Raw genomic sequence first — 16,459 nt, 5'->3', positions numbered from 1 at the left:
CCGAGTTTAAGCCGAGTTGTACTCGGCTTTTTTTATCGTGCAGGAGGAAAACTGAGAGTGATATCGAGCCCACCATCACGGTGATTTTCGATATTGATTTTCCCGCTGTGGCGTTTGACGATTCTATCGACAATCGCCAATCCTAAACCAGAACCATTAGCTTGACCGCGTGCGATGTCAAGACGAGTAAATGGTTGAAGCATGCGCATCAGTTCGGACGCTGGCACACCTGGGCCGAAATCTCTGATGGAAAGAATGATGCGGCTTTGCTCATCGAGGAATACCTTTTTCCCAGTGATGTGCAATCTTAATTTGTCATCATTTAGGCTACGACCATAGCGCCTTGCATTCTCAAAGAGATTAACAATGCATCTGCGTATTTCAATTTCTAAACCGTTCATTAGCAATTCCGATTCAAGGTCGAAACTGATTTCGGTATCCTCGTTGCGAGCATATTGAACAATCGCTTGTTTGCAGATCTCACTGATATCAAAAGCGACCACGGTATGGTCTTCAAAAGGCTTGGCGTAATCTAGAAATTGGTTAATGATGCTGTCCATCTGAGCCAGATCAGATTGCATTCCAGTTCGAGCCGCATCGTCGAGACTCGCCATCTCTACTTCTAACTGCATCCTCGTAATGGGTGTACGAAGATCGTGTGAGATCCCCGCCAAGATCAGCGCGCGATCTTGCTCGATTCTCGCTAAATCGGTCACCATTTGATTGAAGCTGAGGTTAGTCTCACGAATCTCTCTCGGGCCTTCTTCAGGTAAGGCCTGCGGCGTACGTCCATTAGCCAGCTCTCTGGCTGCCGCACTTAACTGTGACAGTGGATTGTTAACAAATTTAGAGATAAAGATGGCACCGATCAAAGTTAAGATCAGCGTGATGGAGGCCCAACCCAATATTTGAAGGCCCGTTTCATCCTGGATGCGATCAGAATCGAGTCTTAACCAATAGTGGTCCGCGTCGATCACAAAGCTCACCCAAAAGCCAGACTCGTCATTCACCTCACGTGCAAAGCGTGTTTCGACCCCGAGTTTTTGGCGCACCCTTACACTTAGCTCTTGAAAAAAAGCATTGGTATCCGGCTCAATGATGCGGTCGTCATCTTCGAGTAGATAGATTTGGATACCCTCATTGCTGGCGAGATCGACTAGCAGTTGACGGCGCTTATCAGCCGCTGCATGCGTGAGGGCTGCGCGCGTGAGCGTGACTATCGATACAATCTGTGCTGAAACTTGTTGTGCGCGTGGCTTACGTTCGACGACTTTAAAACTCGCGAACCAGACCGTCATGCTCGCGGTCATCAACAGGCTCAATAGAAAAAAGGTCCGCCAAAAGAGGCCGCTTCGATACCAAGGAAGGACCTGATAGGTGTATTGCATGAATCTATTTACCTTGACCTTCGGGGATGAATACGTAGCCAAGTCCCCATACAGTTTGTATGTACTGTGGATTGGTCGGGTCAAGTTCGATCAGCTTGCGCAAACGGGAAATTTGTACATCAAGGCTTCGATCGAAAACTTCGTACTCACGTCCTCGTGCTAACTCCATCAATTTCTCGCGTGAGAGTGGTTGTCTTGCATGTCGTGCGAACACTTTGAGGACTGAAAATTCTCCGGTGGTGAGATTGATGGGCTCCCCATTTTTCTTTAATGTACGTGTTGATAGGTCAAGTGTGAAGTTTCCAAACTCGACCACTTGTTGCGCCTCGGACGGAGCGCCGGGTACTTCATCCGGACCTTTGCGACGCAGCACTGCGTTAATACGAGCAACGAGTTCTCTTGGATTGAATGGCTTCGGTAAGTAGTCATCAGCACCCATTTCTAGACCGATAATGCGATCGACTTCATCTCCTTTAGCGGTCAACATGATAATCGGTGTGTTATCGCCCGCACCCCGAAGGCGTCGGCAAATGGCGAGGCCATCTTCACCAGGCAACATCAAATCGAGCACCAACAAATCGAAACGTTCGCGTATCCATAGCTTGTTCATAGCGACGGCGTTTTCTGCGACCACGACTTGAAAGCCTTGCTCAGTGAGGTAACGTCGTAGCAGATCACGTAAGCGAACGTCATCATCGACGACCAAGACCTTTGATTTATTCTCTGACATAAAAATTCTCCGCCTGAAATGTACCGTGACTGCTAGATCGCCCAAATTGTAACAAGCTTGATCTTACTGGGAAAAAGATGTGCGCTGAACAATTTTTGGCCGAAGATTACAAAGTGTTACACAGATTACATAAAAAGCTCTGTCAAACAAGGTTTTGAATGCGTAGACTATCAGTGTATGTGCATCATTTTGCCGTTCTGAAAACTCAGCTTAAAATGTCGCTCCAATTTGTGCATAGGCACTATTTTATTATTTAGCCCCTTTTCCGTTTTCAGCAGCTCAACACGTATGTCGATATAGGAAGTGTAGTGTTAATTTCAGGCACAAAAATCAAGTTTGTCGTTTTGTCGATTGCGCTGACCGTGTGTTCGCTCGCAAACGAGACTGCTTGGGCAGCGCCGCAACAAGGCCGCAAGCCTGGAGGGATGCAGCGGTTTGAAATGCGACAGCGACAAATGGAAGAAATACGAGCGAATCGTCAAGCCGAAAAGGCGGCTCGCCAGCAGGCTAAGGCGGAGCAGCAAGCGGCAAATCCACCACCACAACCACAGCCACAAACACCGCCACCTCAACAAGTGAGCCTTTCGAGTACGGTGCAACAAAGTCAGGGTAACATCGAACGTGACTTTAAACCGAATAAGTTAAATCGCCTTACTCCTGAGGAAAGAATGGCTTTGCGCAAGCAGATCCGAGAGGCAAGGCGAGAAATCTATTTGCAGCGAAATCAGTAATTGTTGAGACGTCCAGTGTAAGCTGGTACTGTCGTTGAATAATCCACTGATAATTTTGCGTTGACTTTTTGTTAGCGTCGATGCTGTTTCATAATCTTTTGTTGCTCGCGCTGCCAATCGCGCTCTTTTTCGGTCTCGCGCTTGTCGTGCTGCTTTTTACCCTTCGCTAAGCCAATTTGGCATTTAATTCGGCCATTTAAGTAATGGAGATTGAGCGGCACCATGGTATAACCAGCACGTTCAACTTTGCCAATCAACTTTTTGATTTCTTCAGCATGTAGTAGCAGTTTGCGTGTCCGCACCGAATCGGGGTGTATGTGCGTCGAAGCTGTTGGGAGTGCGCCAATATGCGCGCCGAAGAGATAAATCTCAGCATCCCGAATAATGACGTAGGCTTCTTTGAGTTGTACGCGACCGGCTCGAATCGCTTTCACTTCCCAACCTTGCAGCACAATGCCTGCTTCGAATTGTTCTTCTATGAAGTAATCATGGAAGGCTTTTTTATTGTCTGCGATGCTCATAATCTGGTTATTTGTCCTCAGTGTAGCTTGGTATGTGGATCGACTTTGGTGTGCAATCCTGTTCTCATTACCGTTCTACATGGGCTTGCGGTAAAATTAAGGGTGTGATCATACCAAATGAAGCCGAAGAATGGCAGTTGTACAGAAAAACGTTTTAGTGCCCTATAGTGCAGAGCAAATGTTTGCATTGGTTGAAAGGGTGGAGGACTATCCTCATTTCCTGCCTTGGTGCGGAGGGGTCAATGTCGCCGATCGGCAAGAAAATCGCCTGAAGGCGAGCCTTGCGATTAATTATCACGGCATTAAGCAAAGCTTTACAACCGAAAATATCAATATCCGTCCATCGAGTATGGAAATGCAACTGGTCGATGGACCTTTTCGCCATTTACATGGTTCTTGGAAATTTATCCCACTCCGTGAAGATGCGTGCAAGATTGAATTTAATCTTAAATACGAATTTTCAAGCAAATTGCTTGAGCATCTGATTGGCCCAGTGTTTTCAAAGATTAGTAACAGTTTCGTCGACGCATTTTGTGCTCGCGCCGATGCTGTTTATGGTCAACAGGGGAAGTAAGAGTGGAAATACAGATTTGCTTCGTTGTTGATCAAAAAACTCAACTCCTCGCCTTGCAATTAGAAGATAAGTCGATACTTGAAAATGCCTTGCAGCGCTTACCTGAACTTGGAATTCCAACGTGGGCGAGTCTGCAACAGCGCGGTTATGGAGTTTCAGTCTTTGGAAAAAAGAAATTGCCGCAAGATTATCTGTCAGAAGGTGATCGCGTCGAGATCTGTGCTCCACTCATTGCCACGCCAATGGACGCGCGGCGGCGACGCGCGAAACGGGAACACAAGGGCGGCAAGATGTAAAAATCTTGCCTCGCGTTTTATTTGCAATCTGTCAGAATTTTCTTCGCTTCGGCGAGCTCTTGGCTACGCTGCGTTTCGTCAAGAATGACGCGCTCTCCGCTTTGATTACGCGTCAGGATTGGCATCCCGCTCTCAATTGATTGTTGATAGGCTTTCGCTCGGCCACAGTTCTTTTGTTTTTCCTGGTTAGCTTGTTGTTCTTGAGCAGCCTTCTTTTCTGACTCTTCTCGTGCGATTTTTCGCTTGTTGTAGTCTTCATTTTTCGAGGCGAGCGTTTCTGGCTTTTGTAATTTTTCTATTTCATTCTTGCCCGCATCGGCGTTGCTGACGTTTGCATTTTTGTCCTCGGCAACCTGATTGCGGACACCTGGTGCCTTCAAGATTCGGTCTTTGGGCGTTCCTTTTGGGGGCGGTACATCCGAAAATTGTTTGATTCCTTTATCATTCACCCACACATATTGTGCGAAAGCGTTGCTGCTCGCGACAAGGCTCAGGGAGGTAACGAGCGCTACGAGGGCGATTGAAGATTTTGTTTGCATAATTTCACCAAAAAACGAAAGAGATGGCCTAAAACAGTGCTTTCTCTCTAGAGTTTTACACGGAACGAGACGGATCGGCAAGTTTTCTGTATAATTTGCTTTTGCGCCTATAGGAAATACTATGCGTCTTCTTCAAAAAGCACTGACTTTCGACGATGTGTTGCTGGTTCCAGCATTCTCCAATATCCTCCCGAAAGATACTTCTCTTGCGACGAATTTGACTCGCAATATCAAACTCAATATCCCTTTGGTTTCTGCTGCAATGGATACCGTGACTGAAGGTCGCTTGGCGATCGCGATGGCACAAGAGGGTGGCATTGGGATTATTCATAAAAATTTAACGCCGAAAGAACAAGCGCGTGAAGTGGCAATGGTCAAGCGTTTTGAGTCTGGTGTGGTGCGTGATCCGATTACGATCCCTCCATCAACCACGGTGCGTGAAGTAATCGCGCTGTCTCAACAGCATGGCATTAGTGGTTTCCCTGTAGTAGAAGGCAAAACAGTGGTGGGTATCATCACGAATCGTGATCTGCGTTTTGAACAAGAGCTGGACGCGGAAGTGCGTGCAAAGATGACGCCACGTGAGAAGCTTGTATTCGTCAAAGAAGGCGCTGATTTGGCTGAGGCGAAGCGCTTGATGAATAAGCATCGCTTGGAACGCGTATTGGTCGTCAATGATGCTTTTGAGCTGCGCGGCTTAATCACTGTTAAAGACATTCAGAAAGCCACTGAACATCCGAATGCATCGAAAGATGATCAAGGTAAATTGCGCGTCGGCGCGGCAGTTGGCGTTGGCCCAGATAATGATGAACGTATCGACTTGCTGGCGAAAGCTGGTGTTGATGTGATCGTGGTTGATACAGCCCACGGTCATTCGCAAGGTGTTCTGAGTCGCGTGAAATGGGTTAAGACACATTATCCCCACATTGAAGTTATCGGCGGTAATATTGCTACCGCCGCAGCTGCGTTGGCCTTGGTTGAGCATGGCGCAGACGCTGTGAAAGTCGGTATTGGTCCGGGCTCTATTTGCACAACACGTATCGTTGCTGGTGTTGGTGTACCGCAGATTACAGCGATTGCAAATGTGGCAGAAGCTTTGCGCGGAACGGGTGTTCCATGTATCGCTGACGGCGGCATTCGATTCTCTGGCGATGTCGCGAAAGCCTTGGCGGCAGGTGCATCGACGGTGATGATGGGAAGTATGTTTGCAGGAACAGAAGAAGCTCCTGGTGAAGTGATTCTGTTTCAAGGCCGTAGTTATAAGTCTTATCGTGGCATGGGCAGTTTGGGTGCGATGGCCGATGGATCTGCTGATCGCTATTTCCAAGACTCCGCCAATAACGCGGATAAGCTGGTACCTGAAGGTATTGAAGGTCGCGTTCCTTATAAGGGTAGTGTATTGGCGATTTTGTACCAGATGGTCGGTGGTGTTCGTTCGTCCATGGGTTACTGTGGATGCGCAAGCATTAAAGATTTGCACGAAAAAGCCGAATTTGTAGAAATCACCTCGGCCGGCATGCGTGAATCTCATGTACATGATGTGCAAATTACTAAGGAAGCACCAAATTACCGTGCTGATTAAGTAGTTCTTACGTGTTGAATGTGTAGCGAAGTGTCTTGAATACGGAGCAAAGCAATGGTGACACCGCTGGAACGAACCAGTCGTATTGACAACATCCTCGAAAATACGAGTACTGTAATAGCAGGCGGAGAGAGCTATGAGGCAAAGATAGCTCGCTTCGAACGATTAGGTGTTCGACTATTTTCAGTCGCAAATTGTTTGGTGAGTTTTGGTCAACTTGCTGCGCGCTTTAATCGCAGCGAATTGGCCATGGTGATGCAGGAAGCAAGTCTGTGCGACAGCATGGGATTCGCTACCGAATTAAGCGTCATTGAGGATTTATCAAAAAATCCAGACTTTGCTCAGCATCCATATGTTGCAAACGATCCTCATATCCGATTTTGTGCTCGTTATCCTATTTGCGATGCAGAGGATCAGGTCGTTGGATCGATTTTTTTGATTGATTATGTAGTCAGGGACTTGGATGACGAGTCGCGACTACTGTTGGCAGATCTGGCGTCATTAGTCGAGCGCGAAATAGATTTGGCGTTCCTACGCAATGAGCAGACGGAGTTGCGTCGCCAGATCAGAAATTTAAAACGCGATGCCTTGATGGATCCGGTTCTGGGTATGTGGAACCGTGGCGCGATTGTGCGTTCCTTGGGCTTGGAAATGGAGCGTTGTTCGAAGGCTGAGAAACCATTGTCCCTGCTTTTCATTGGGGTGGAGCAGTACGCGAATTTGAAAGAACAATTCGGTAGCGCAACAAGTGATGCGCTATTGTTGCGGGTGGCGAGTCGTATGCGCTCCTGTATTCGGCCATTTGATGCGCTCGGCAGATTCGAAACAGATGCCTTTATGGTGGTCTTGCCAGGCGCTTCAAATCTTGTGGCGGCAGCGGTTGCAGAGCGTATTCGTCTCTCAGTCATCACCCATCAGGAAAAATTAGGTGAGCATGCTGTTGATGTGCAAGTGTCGATCGGCATCGCTTCAAGCAGCCTGTTTCCTACCTTGGATCCATCTAGCTTCATTACGCACGCTGAACTCGCATTGAGAACAGCAAGGCGGTCCGGAAAATATATAGTGCAAGCAACCCCAGAAGACTCGGTGCTTGAAAGTGATTAAAAAAACCTTCTTATCTAACCATGCATTCTAAAATTCTCATCCTTGATTTCGGTTCTCAAGTGACGCAGTTGATCGCGCGTCGTGTTCGTGATTCTGGCGTCTTTTCTGAGGTGTACCCATACGATGTTAGCGATGAGTTTATTCGCAACTATGGCGCCTCCGGCATTATTTTGTCGGGTGGTCCAAGTAGCGTGACTGAAGGCGATACGCCACGTGCGCCTTTAGCTGTATTTGACGCGGGCGTTCCGGTTTTGGGTATTTGCTACGGTATGCAAACGATGGCTGCGCAATTAGGCGGTCAAGTAGAGAACGGTAAGGTACGCGAATTTGGCTATGCTGAAGTACGTGCTCGTAGCCATACGAAGTTGTTGGATGGTATCGTCGACTTCGTCACGCCTGAAGGTCATGGCATGTTGAAAGTGTGGATGAGTCATGGCGACAAGGTTAACGAAATGCCACCGGGTTTCAAATTGATGGCCTCAACCGATAATTGCCCCATCGCAGCAATGGCGGACGAAGAGCGTCGTTTTTATGCGGTTCAATTCCATCCAGAAGTCACACATACTGTGCAAGGTGAGGCGATCATCGGTCGTTTCGTGCACGAAATTTGTGGCTGTAAGTCTGACTGGAATATGCCTGACTACATCGCTGAAGCTGTTGCTTCGATTCGTGCGCAGGTCGGTAACGATGAGGTTATTTTAGGCTTGTCCGGCGGTGTTGATAGTAGTGTTGCTGCCGCTTTGATTCATCGCGCGATTGGTGATCAATTGACTTGTGTGTTTGTCGATCACGGTCTCTTGCGCTTAGATGAAGGCAAGATGGTAATGGAGATGTTCGCCAATAATCTCGGCGTCAAGGTCATCCACGTCGATGCCACTGATCAATTCATGGGTCACTTGGCCGGTGTGACTGACCCAGAGGCAAAACGTAAAATCATTGGACGTGAGTTTGTCGAAGTATTCCAAGCGGAATCGGGCAAACTCAAAAATGCTAAATGGCTGGCGCAGGGAACGATCTATCCTGACGTGATTGAGAGTGCGGGCAAAGGCAAAAAAGGATCACATACCATCAAGAGCCATCACAATGTTGGCGGCTTGCCAGACACTTTGAATTTGAAACTCTTAGAACCATTGCGTGAACTTTTCAAAGATGAGGTGCGCAAACTGGGTGTAGCTTTAGGTTTGCCACACAGCATGGTGTATCGTCATCCATTCCCAGGTCCTGGTTTGGGTGTGCGGATCCTCGGTGAAGTAAAGAAAGAATTTGCTGATTTGCTACGTCGTGCTGATGCGATTTTCATCGAAGAGTTGCGCAATACCTACGTTGACCCACAGGCTGAAAAGCCACAAACTTGGTATGACGCCACCAGCCAAGCCTTTGCCGTATTTTTGCCAGTCAAATCGGTCGGCGTTATGGGTGATGGCCGTACTTACGAATATGTCGTCGCTTTGCGTGCGGTACAAACACAAGATTTTATGACTGCACATTGGGCACATTTGCCGCACGAGTTGCTAGGTCGTGTGTCAAATCGTATCATCAACGAAGTGCGCGGCATTAACCGTGTTGTGTACGATATTTCCGGCAAACCACCAGCAACAATTGAATGGGAATAAGTTTCTTGCAAACTTAAACTATATCGACTCGAGCTTTAGCTTGTTCTAAAGCTCCCTGATTCCGGTACATAGCTAGGCCTCGCGCCTAGCTTTGCATTTTCTTGGAACGTTTTTTTCGGTACGCAATTTCTCTGATAGGAATACCAACTTGAGCTACAGCATTAAAGAGATCTTTTATACCTTGCAAGGTGAGGGAACTCACGCTGGTCGACCAGCAGTGTTTTGTCGCTTTGCAGGCTGCAATTTATGGACGGGTCGTGAAGAAGATCGTAGCTCTGCCGTTTGCCAATTTTGCGATACGGATTTTGTGGGGACGGACGGCGAAAACGGCGGTAAGTTCAAGACGCCACAAGCCGTCGCGGCACGCATTAATGCTTTGTGGCCTGAGGCTTATGAAGGCAGTAAATTTGTGGTATTCACTGGCGGCGAACCATTGTTGCAACTCGATGAACCGTTGATCGATGCGATGCATGATGCAGGTTTCGAGATTGCTATTGAAACTAATGGTACGATAGAGGTTCCTTCTGGCGTGGATTGGATCTGCGTCAGCCCTAAAATGGGTTCACAACTCGTTGTGAAGAAGGGCGACGAATTGAAAGTTGTAATTCCACAGCTTGGGCAAGATTTAAAGGCCTATGAAAGTTTGGAATTTACGCATCACTATTTGCAGGCGATGGATGGTCCTTTGTTGCAGGGTAATCTGCAAAAAGCCATTGAGTATTGCAAGGCTCATCCGAAATGGAAATTGAGTCTACAGACCCATAAATTGCTGCAAATTCCATAATAGATTTATCGCAGATTTCTTCATTTTATTTTTGCATTTGTTTTTTGTCTTTGTTTTTGACGTATAGGCGTTTCATGTTAACTATCACCAGAAAAGTTGAGTTCGATACAGGTCATCGAATTCCCGATCATAATAGCCAATGCCGTAATCTGCACGGGCATCGCTATACCTTGTTGATCACGCTCACTGGTGATGTGGTGGACAAAGACGGCGAATCAGACAACGGCATGATCATGGACTTTGGTGACATCAAGGCACTGGCGAATAAGCATTTGGTTGATTTGTGGGACCATGCCTTCATCGTCTATGAGAAAGACACCGCTGTTCGCCAGTTTTTGGAAAGCATGCCAGGTCACAAGACGGTGGTGATTGATCGCGTCCCGACCGTAGAAAATCTAGCCAAAATTGCGTTCGATATGCTGAAAGACGTGTATCACGATCGTTATGGTCGCCATTTATCTTTGACCAAAATCACGCTTTACGAAACTCCCAATTGCTGGGCTGAGATCGACGGCTAAGTTAGCAGCTAATCCCTCATGTCGCCTCAGTTACCCGCGCCCGACGTCGCCTTGATGAGTCAAGAACAACGCGATGCCTTCTTCATGCAAGAAGCGATTGCACAGGCCAAATTAGCTTGGGAAGCAGGTGAAGTTCCGGTTGGTGCTGTGATTGTCAAAGATCATCAAATCATTGCACGCGGCTTCAACCGTCCTATTCTTGGGCACGATCCCAGCGCCCATGCAGAAATCATGGCCATGCGTGCTGCTGGGGAGGCGCTTAACAATTATCGCTTACCCGGCTGTGAACTCTACGTCACTCTTGAACCCTGTGTCATGTGCTCCGGAGCCATGATGCATGCACGGCTTAGTCGCATTATTTTTGGTGCGCACGATCATAAGACCGGCGCCTGCGGCTCGGTACTGAATCTCTTTCAGGAAGAAAAGCTCAATCATCATGCAAGTGTGGTGTCTGGGGTGTTGGCCGATGAGTGCGTGCAAGTACTCAAAGATTTTTTTGCCGAGCGACGTCAAAAAGCAGCTGACGCTAAGCTCCGTGGCGAGCAATAGAGTTTGCATTTGGATGGTCGTCCTATATTGCTAGATTGAGGCACAGTTCGGTTTGCGTCAGCGTATTTAGCAGACAGCGACGAATTTGCCATGTAAACTAAGGCAATTCCGACTTTCATCGTGATTCGATCATGACACGTTTTCCCTCTCTCGCTTTTTCAACAAAACGCCCCTGTATCGCGATCGTTCCACTGAGTGGCGCAGCCTCAGCTGGTACCGACTTTAAGCTTGGTGAAGAACAATTGAGAAACGCTGGTTTTGAAGTCATAAACTACTACGATCCTGAACGCCGTTTTCAACGTTTCGGTGCCACTGACACACAAAGAATTGAGTTGTTTTATCAGGCGCTAGAAAACCCCGAGGTTGATCTCGTCATGTCCTTGCGCGGCAGCTATGGCGTGTCGCGCATCCTGCCGTATCTTGATTTCGAACGCATCGCTGCAGCGAACAAATTAGTGATTGGTTTTAGCGATATCAATGCGCTTCAACTGGCCATGCTCGCCAAAAGTAATCAAGGTAGTTTATGTGGCCCGATGTTTTGTAGTGATTTTGCCTTGACGGCTTTACGTGAATTCACTCAATCTCATTTTCAAGCGGCACTGCGCGAAGGTAAATCGGAGGTCGTGTTTGAATCGGATTTAGCGCAAGAAGTTGAGCTGTGCGGGCCATTGTGGGGCGGTAATCTGGCGATGTTGAATCATTTAGTTGGCACTGAATTTATGCCACGCATGCACGGCGGCATTTTGTTTTTGGAGGATGTCGCGGAGCATCCCTATCGCGTCGAACGCATGGTCTTGCAGCTGAAGATGGCGGGCGTTTTGGAAAGCCAAAAAGCCTTGATTTTCGGTGACTTCTCGGCTTACCAATTAGCCGAGCATGACAACGGCTACAACTTCAATGAGATGATTGGGTTCCTGCGCCAAGAATTGTCGATACCCATATTTACTGGCCTGCCGTTTGGCCATTGCGCAGATAAGCTCAGTCTATTTCAAGGGGCTCAGTATCAACTCCACAGCAATGGTAGCTCGGTAAGACTGAGTGCCCATATTACGTAGGTAGATCAACTCAATTTAAATCAAAAAATTAGTAATAAGAAATAAGAAATAAGAAATCAGGAGACCGTAATGTTCGAAGCAGTTATCGTGGGAAGTGCACGTACCGCGCTTGCTAAGTCTTGGAAGGGCGCTTTTAATAACACTCATAGCGCTACCATGGGTGGACACGCATTGATGGGCGCATTAGGCCGCGCAGGCATTGAGGCGCAAGAGTTGGAAGATGTGATTGTTGGTTGTGCATTTCCAGAAGGCGCAAATGGCCGCAATATCGCGCGTCAAATTGCTTTGCGTGCTGGCGCTCCTGTCACTGTGCCAGGAATGACGATCAATCGTTATTGCTCCTCCGGTCTACAAGCGATTGCACTTGCGGCACAAAGGATTATGACCGGCGAATTGGATCTATTGGCGGCTGGTGGTGTGGAGTCGATCTCCTGCGTGCAGAATGAGATGAACAAACACATGCTGAATGACCCGTGGTTATTACAGCACAAGCCAGAGGTTTATATGCCGATGTTGGAGACCGCAGAAATTGTGGCGAAGCGTTATGGCATTTCGCGTGAGCGCCAAGACGAATACGGTGTGCGTAGTCAAAACTTGGCGAGCGCAGCCCAAGCAGCTGGCAAGTTCGATGCCGAAATCATTCCGGTAACGACGATGATGAAAGTCACCGACAAAGAAACGGGACAGGTTTCTGAGCGCGAAGTGACCATCAGTGCTGATGAAGGTATACGCGCCGGCACAAACTATGAGGCGGTCGCGAAGATCAAGCCTGCGGTCGAAAATGGTGTAATTAGCGCAGGCAATGCCAGTCAGTTTTCCGATGGCGCTGCGATGTCGATTGTGATGAATGCGCGACACGCAGAAGCTCGCGGCCTCCCTGTATTAGGTTATTTCCGTGGCTTTGCTGTGGCCGGATGCGAGCCCGATGAAATGGGAATCGGTCCCGTTTTCGCAGTTCCAAAATTGTTGAAGCAAGCAGGACTCAAAGTCGAGGATATCGGTTTGTGGGAGCTCAACGAGGCTTTCGCGGTGCAAGTCCTGTATTGCGCTGATCGTTTGGGCATTCCTATGGAGAGACTGAATGTCAATGGCGGAGCGATTGCAGTTGGTCATCCTTATGGTGTTTCTGGTGCGCGCTTGACTGCTCACGCGCTACTAGAGGGGAAACGCCGTGGCGTGAAATATGTGGTCGTGACAATGTGCATAGGCGGCGGTCAAGGGGCTGCTGGTTTGTTTGAAGTAGTCTGATATTTTGTCTTTGCTTGACGATCAATAATTTAGGTTCCAGGTTCCAAGTTCCAAGTTTCGATTGAAGGAAGAGGCTGAGAAGCGTTTAAAAAAAGGGTTTCAAAAAGCGTCTCACAAAGTGTCTTAATGCAATGAGTGAAAACAAACAAAATATTTCGAGCATTCCCAATCCTTTTTTGGAACAACTGGGAATCATCAGTGAAGAAATGGCCGATGGTCGAGCCAAGATATCTTTAGATCTTCAAGATGCCCACATGAATAGTTGGCAGATTACGCATGGTGGCGTGCTGATGAGCATGCTCGATGTGGTGATGGCGATGGCAGGGCGCTCCTTGCATGATGACCAGAAAGGGGTTGTGACCGTCGAGATGAAAACCACCTTCCTGCAACCCGGTGGTGTCACAGGAGCTCGACTGGAAGCGCGAGGTCATGCCTATCATCAATCGGCGACCATGTGTTTTTGTGATGGCGAAATTTGGTGTGGCGATAAGTTGGTAGCGAAAGCCAATGCAACGTATAAGTATTTACGCAGCCTGCGTGCGAAAGCTGGTTTGCAGAGACTTGGTGGCTCTGACTAGACGCAACAAATGTTCAGATGTTCCCAGTTCCAAATCTTCGCTAGGCTTCATTTTGAAATAAACTGAGAGTCATCCACATTCTCGATATTGATCTTGATTCACAACTATGAACGACATTCCAAAACAGTATCGGCGCATCGTGCTTGCATCACGTCCTCAACAACATGCCAGTGTCGATAATTTCCGTTTAGAGACACTCGATATTCCCGAACTGACTGAGGGACAAGTGCTCATCAAGAATCACTTTCTCTCACTTGATCCCTATATGCGGGTACGGATGAATGCCGAACGTGGCTACGCGGATCCGCAAGCGCTCAACGAAACCATGATTGGTGGTACGGTCGGAACAATTGTCGCCACAAAAAATGCGCGCTTTACCGTAGGTGAAAAAGTGATAGGCATGATGGGATGGGCCGAGATGGGCGTATCCGACGGGGTGCTTCTACGCAAACTCGATACAAGTCACATCCCGCTCTCAGCCTATTTGGGAGCGGTGGGGATGCCAGGGATGACCGCATGGTATGGTTTAACCCAAATCATGCAGGTAAAGGCGGGGGAAACGGTCTTGGTGTCTGCAGCAAGTGGCGCTGTGGGTAGCGTCGTTGGGCAGCTGGCCAAGTTGCAAGGCTGTCGTGTAATCGGTATTGCTGGCGGTTCAGAGAAATGCGAGTATGTCGTCAATCAATTAGGTTTTGATGCTTGTGTCGATTACAAGAGCCAAGATTGGCAACAGCAATTGATCGCTGCAAGTCCTCAAGGAATCGATGCTATTTTTGAAAATGTTGGCGGTGAAGTGTTTGATGCTTGCCTTTTGCGCATGAATCCTTTTGGGCGGATCGCCTTATGCGGGATGATCGCTGGCTATGAATCAGAAGAACTTCCGATCAAGAATGCCCGAGTTTTACTGACACAAAGACTCACAGTTCGTGGTTTTATTATCTCGGAACACATGGATTTGTGGCCGCAGGGCCTGAAAGAATTGGGATCTTTGGTTGCTAGTGGTAAGATCAAGTTCAAAGAAAGCATTGCGCCGGACTTGGCGGCAGCACCGGAAGCCTTCCTTGGTTTATTAAAAGGCAAGAATTTCGGTAAGCAGTTGGTACGTTTGCTGCCCGAATAAAGCCAGGGAACAGTTGTCCTGCCGGACTGAAGCTTCGCACTTATTTTTCATGCTGGATGTTGAGTCGTCCCCGATGGGCGACGTTTGTGTGCACTCAAGAGGAGAGCGAACATGAAGACATTTGATGGCAGAGTGGCGGTCATTACCGGCGCCGGTAGTGGCTTTGGGCGTGAGTTTGCCTTAAAGGCAGCACGCCTCAAGATGAAAATTGTGCTGGCCGACATTCAAGAAAATTCTCTCTATTTCATTCGCGAAGACCTTGAAGATCAAGGTGCAGAAGTCCTCGCCATTCAATGTGATGTCAGCGATAAGAAGCAAGTTCAAGCACTTGCTGACGCTACCATGGAACGCTACGGTAACGTACATCTGGTGTTTAATAATGCCGGCGTCTCTAGCTCTGGTTTGATCTGGGAACACACTCACGAGGACTGGGAATGGGTCATGGGTGTCAATGTTTGGGGTGTTATTCATGGGGTGCGTATTTTTACCAATCTCATGCTGGAATGTGCCAAGCACGACCCGAATTACGAAGGACATATCGTGAATACGGCTTCGATGGCGGGCTTCTTATCGACACCTTTATCCAGTATTTATGACACCACTAAGCACGCGATCGTGGCATTGAGCGAATGTCTGTATCAAGACCTGAAACTGGTTGAGGCTCCTATCCATACCTCAGTGATTTGCCCCTATTTTGTGCCGACAGGCATTAGCCAATCAGCACGGAATCGCCCAGCCCACTTGCCGAGTAGCGAGCCGACCGCTAGCCAGAAAGCTGCACAATTTATGATTGAACGAGCGATTGTCTCCAGTAAAGTGTCGGCGCGTGATATTGCTAACCTAACGTTTGAAGCGATCGAGAAAGAGCAGTTCTACATTTACTCGCATCCTGGAGCGCTAGGCTTGGTGAAAGATCGTATGGATGATATCTTGAAACAACAAAATCCTAGCGATCCCTACAAAACTGCGCCGCATATCCGTACAATGTTACTCAATAAAATGGCCGAAAACGCCAAAGACTAAGTCGTTTTCTTTTTCTACTCCACATCAACCATGTCATCAAACCCTAGTCGAAGTAAACTTTCTGCAGCCCCGCGTTTTCGAATTGAACTTGGAGAATGGAGCGACTTACAAGAAGACGCTCAATCAATTCGCACTGAAGTTTTCGTCTTTGAACAAAAAATCCCCGCTGAACTCGAGTGGGACATCATGGATGTGCAATGCCTCCATGCGGTGGCCTATGATGAAGAAGATAGGCCAATCGGTACAGGACGGCTGCTACCAGATGGTCATATGGGGCGGATGGCGGTGTTAAATCGTGCGCGTAACTGTGGTGTGGGTGCAGCGATTTTGCGGACGCTGATGGATCAAGCCAAAATGCGTGGCCATACGCGCGTACAGCTCAACGCACAGACCACGGCCGAGAGTTTTTATCTGCGTGAAGGTTTCGAACGTGAAGGTGATATTTTCCTCGAAGCCGGTATTGATCATGTGCATATGAGCAAAGGCTTGTAAAAGGGGATCTTTAT

The 16,459-nt window shown here is 48.0% G+C and carries 19 protein-coding genes; 15 read left to right on the top strand and 4 right to left on the bottom strand.

Annotated elements, in window-relative coordinates; translation table 11 throughout:
* Positions 1 to 32: 32 nt before the first annotated feature.
* Positions 33 to 1,388, bottom strand: coding sequence for an ATP-binding protein (locus tag RF679_RS09715; protein WP_309480442.1), 1,356 nt, complete (start codon positions 1,386 to 1,388; stop codon positions 33 to 35).
* A gap of 4 nt (positions 1,389 to 1,392) precedes the next feature.
* Positions 1,393 to 2,118 (bottom strand): osmolarity response regulator transcription factor OmpR, encoded by a 726-nt coding sequence (ompR, locus tag RF679_RS09710; protein WP_309480441.1) that lies wholly within the window; start codon positions 2,116 to 2,118, stop codon positions 1,393 to 1,395.
* A 308-nt stretch (positions 2,119 to 2,426) separates the two neighbouring features.
* On the opposite strand from ompR, the gene RF679_RS09705 reads away from it, so the two are divergent.
* Positions 2,427 to 2,849, top strand: coding sequence for a hypothetical protein (locus RF679_RS09705; RefSeq protein WP_309480440.1), 423 nt, complete (start codon positions 2,427 to 2,429; stop codon positions 2,847 to 2,849).
* A gap of 71 nt (positions 2,850 to 2,920) precedes the next feature.
* Here RF679_RS09705 and smpB read toward each other — a convergent pair whose 3' ends face one another.
* Entirely contained in the window at positions 2,921 to 3,370 is a 450-nt protein-coding gene (smpB, locus tag RF679_RS09700; RefSeq protein WP_373921665.1) for an SsrA-binding protein SmpB, read from the bottom strand.
* A gap of 130 nt (positions 3,371 to 3,500) precedes the next feature.
* Between smpB and RF679_RS09695 the strand changes: the two genes are divergently transcribed.
* Complete coding sequence (locus RF679_RS09695; RefSeq protein WP_309480439.1) at positions 3,501 to 3,944, top strand: type II toxin-antitoxin system RatA family toxin; 444 nt, start codon at positions 3,501 to 3,503, stop codon at positions 3,942 to 3,944.
* A gap of 2 nt (positions 3,945 to 3,946) precedes the next feature.
* Positions 3,947 to 4,240: an RnfH family protein gene (locus RF679_RS09690; protein ID WP_309480438.1), complete on the top strand. Its 294-nt coding sequence runs from the start codon at positions 3,947 to 3,949 to the stop codon at positions 4,238 to 4,240.
* 17 nt (positions 4,241 to 4,257) lie between these two features.
* Here the strand turns inward: RF679_RS09690 and RF679_RS09685 are convergent, their stop codons facing one another.
* Positions 4,258 to 4,779, bottom strand: a complete 522-nt coding sequence (locus tag RF679_RS09685) for a DUF4124 domain-containing protein (RefSeq protein WP_309480437.1) — start codon at positions 4,777 to 4,779, stop codon at positions 4,258 to 4,260.
* A 121-nt stretch (positions 4,780 to 4,900) separates the two neighbouring features.
* Here RF679_RS09685 and guaB point away from each other — a divergent pair, with 121 nt between their 5' ends.
* The 12 genes from guaB to RF679_RS09625 all read left to right on the top strand — a co-directional run bounded on the left by guaB (position 4,901) and on the right by RF679_RS09625 (position 16,445).
* Positions 4,901 to 6,361, top strand: coding sequence for an IMP dehydrogenase (guaB, locus tag RF679_RS09680; protein WP_309480436.1), 1,461 nt, complete (start codon positions 4,901 to 4,903; stop codon positions 6,359 to 6,361).
* A gap of 54 nt (positions 6,362 to 6,415) precedes the next feature.
* Positions 6,416 to 7,465, top strand: a complete 1,050-nt coding sequence (locus RF679_RS09675) for a sensor domain-containing diguanylate cyclase (protein WP_309480435.1) — start codon at positions 6,416 to 6,418, stop codon at positions 7,463 to 7,465.
* Between the two features lie 20 nt (positions 7,466 to 7,485).
* Positions 7,486 to 9,078: a glutamine-hydrolyzing GMP synthase gene (gene guaA / locus RF679_RS09670; RefSeq protein WP_309480434.1), complete on the top strand. Its 1,593-nt coding sequence runs from the start codon at positions 7,486 to 7,488 to the stop codon at positions 9,076 to 9,078.
* Between the two features lie 148 nt (positions 9,079 to 9,226).
* Positions 9,227 to 9,862 (top strand): 7-carboxy-7-deazaguanine synthase, encoded by a 636-nt coding sequence (gene queE, locus RF679_RS09665; protein WP_309480433.1) that lies wholly within the window; start codon positions 9,227 to 9,229, stop codon positions 9,860 to 9,862.
* 74 nt (positions 9,863 to 9,936) lie between these two features.
* Positions 9,937 to 10,380: a 6-carboxytetrahydropterin synthase QueD gene (queD, locus tag RF679_RS09660; protein WP_186915511.1), complete on the top strand. Its 444-nt coding sequence runs from the start codon at positions 9,937 to 9,939 to the stop codon at positions 10,378 to 10,380.
* A gap of 18 nt (positions 10,381 to 10,398) precedes the next feature.
* Positions 10,399 to 10,929 carry a tRNA adenosine(34) deaminase TadA gene (gene tadA / locus RF679_RS09655; protein WP_373921664.1) on the top strand — a complete coding sequence of 177 codons (531 nt, stop codon included), beginning with the start codon at positions 10,399 to 10,401 and terminating at the stop codon, positions 10,927 to 10,929.
* Positions 10,930 to 11,060: 131 nt separating this feature from the next.
* Positions 11,061 to 11,984, top strand: a complete 924-nt coding sequence (locus RF679_RS09650) for an LD-carboxypeptidase (RefSeq protein ID WP_309480432.1) — start codon at positions 11,061 to 11,063, stop codon at positions 11,982 to 11,984.
* 69 nt (positions 11,985 to 12,053) lie between these two features.
* Entirely contained in the window at positions 12,054 to 13,232 is a 1,179-nt protein-coding gene (locus tag RF679_RS09645) for an acetyl-CoA C-acyltransferase (protein ID WP_309480431.1), read from the top strand.
* A gap of 131 nt (positions 13,233 to 13,363) precedes the next feature.
* Complete coding sequence (locus RF679_RS09640) at positions 13,364 to 13,810, top strand: PaaI family thioesterase (protein ID WP_309480430.1); 447 nt, start codon at positions 13,364 to 13,366, stop codon at positions 13,808 to 13,810.
* A gap of 106 nt (positions 13,811 to 13,916) precedes the next feature.
* Positions 13,917 to 14,930, top strand: coding sequence for an NADP-dependent oxidoreductase (locus RF679_RS09635; protein WP_373921663.1), 1,014 nt, complete (start codon positions 13,917 to 13,919; stop codon positions 14,928 to 14,930).
* 111 nt (positions 14,931 to 15,041) lie between these two features.
* Positions 15,042 to 15,953: an SDR family oxidoreductase gene (locus RF679_RS09630; RefSeq protein ID WP_309480429.1), complete on the top strand. Its 912-nt coding sequence runs from the start codon at positions 15,042 to 15,044 to the stop codon at positions 15,951 to 15,953.
* A 30-nt stretch (positions 15,954 to 15,983) separates the two neighbouring features.
* A complete protein-coding gene (locus tag RF679_RS09625) occupies positions 15,984 to 16,445 on the top strand; it encodes a GNAT family N-acetyltransferase (protein ID WP_309480428.1) in 462 nt (153 codons plus the stop codon).
* Positions 16,446 to 16,459: the final 14 nt, after the last annotated feature.

It is taken from the genome of Undibacterium cyanobacteriorum (assembly GCF_031326225.1).
Taxonomy (GTDB): domain Bacteria; phylum Pseudomonadota; class Gammaproteobacteria; order Burkholderiales; family Burkholderiaceae_D; genus Undibacterium; species Undibacterium cyanobacteriorum.
This window is presented reverse-complemented; position numbering and strand designations above follow the sequence as displayed.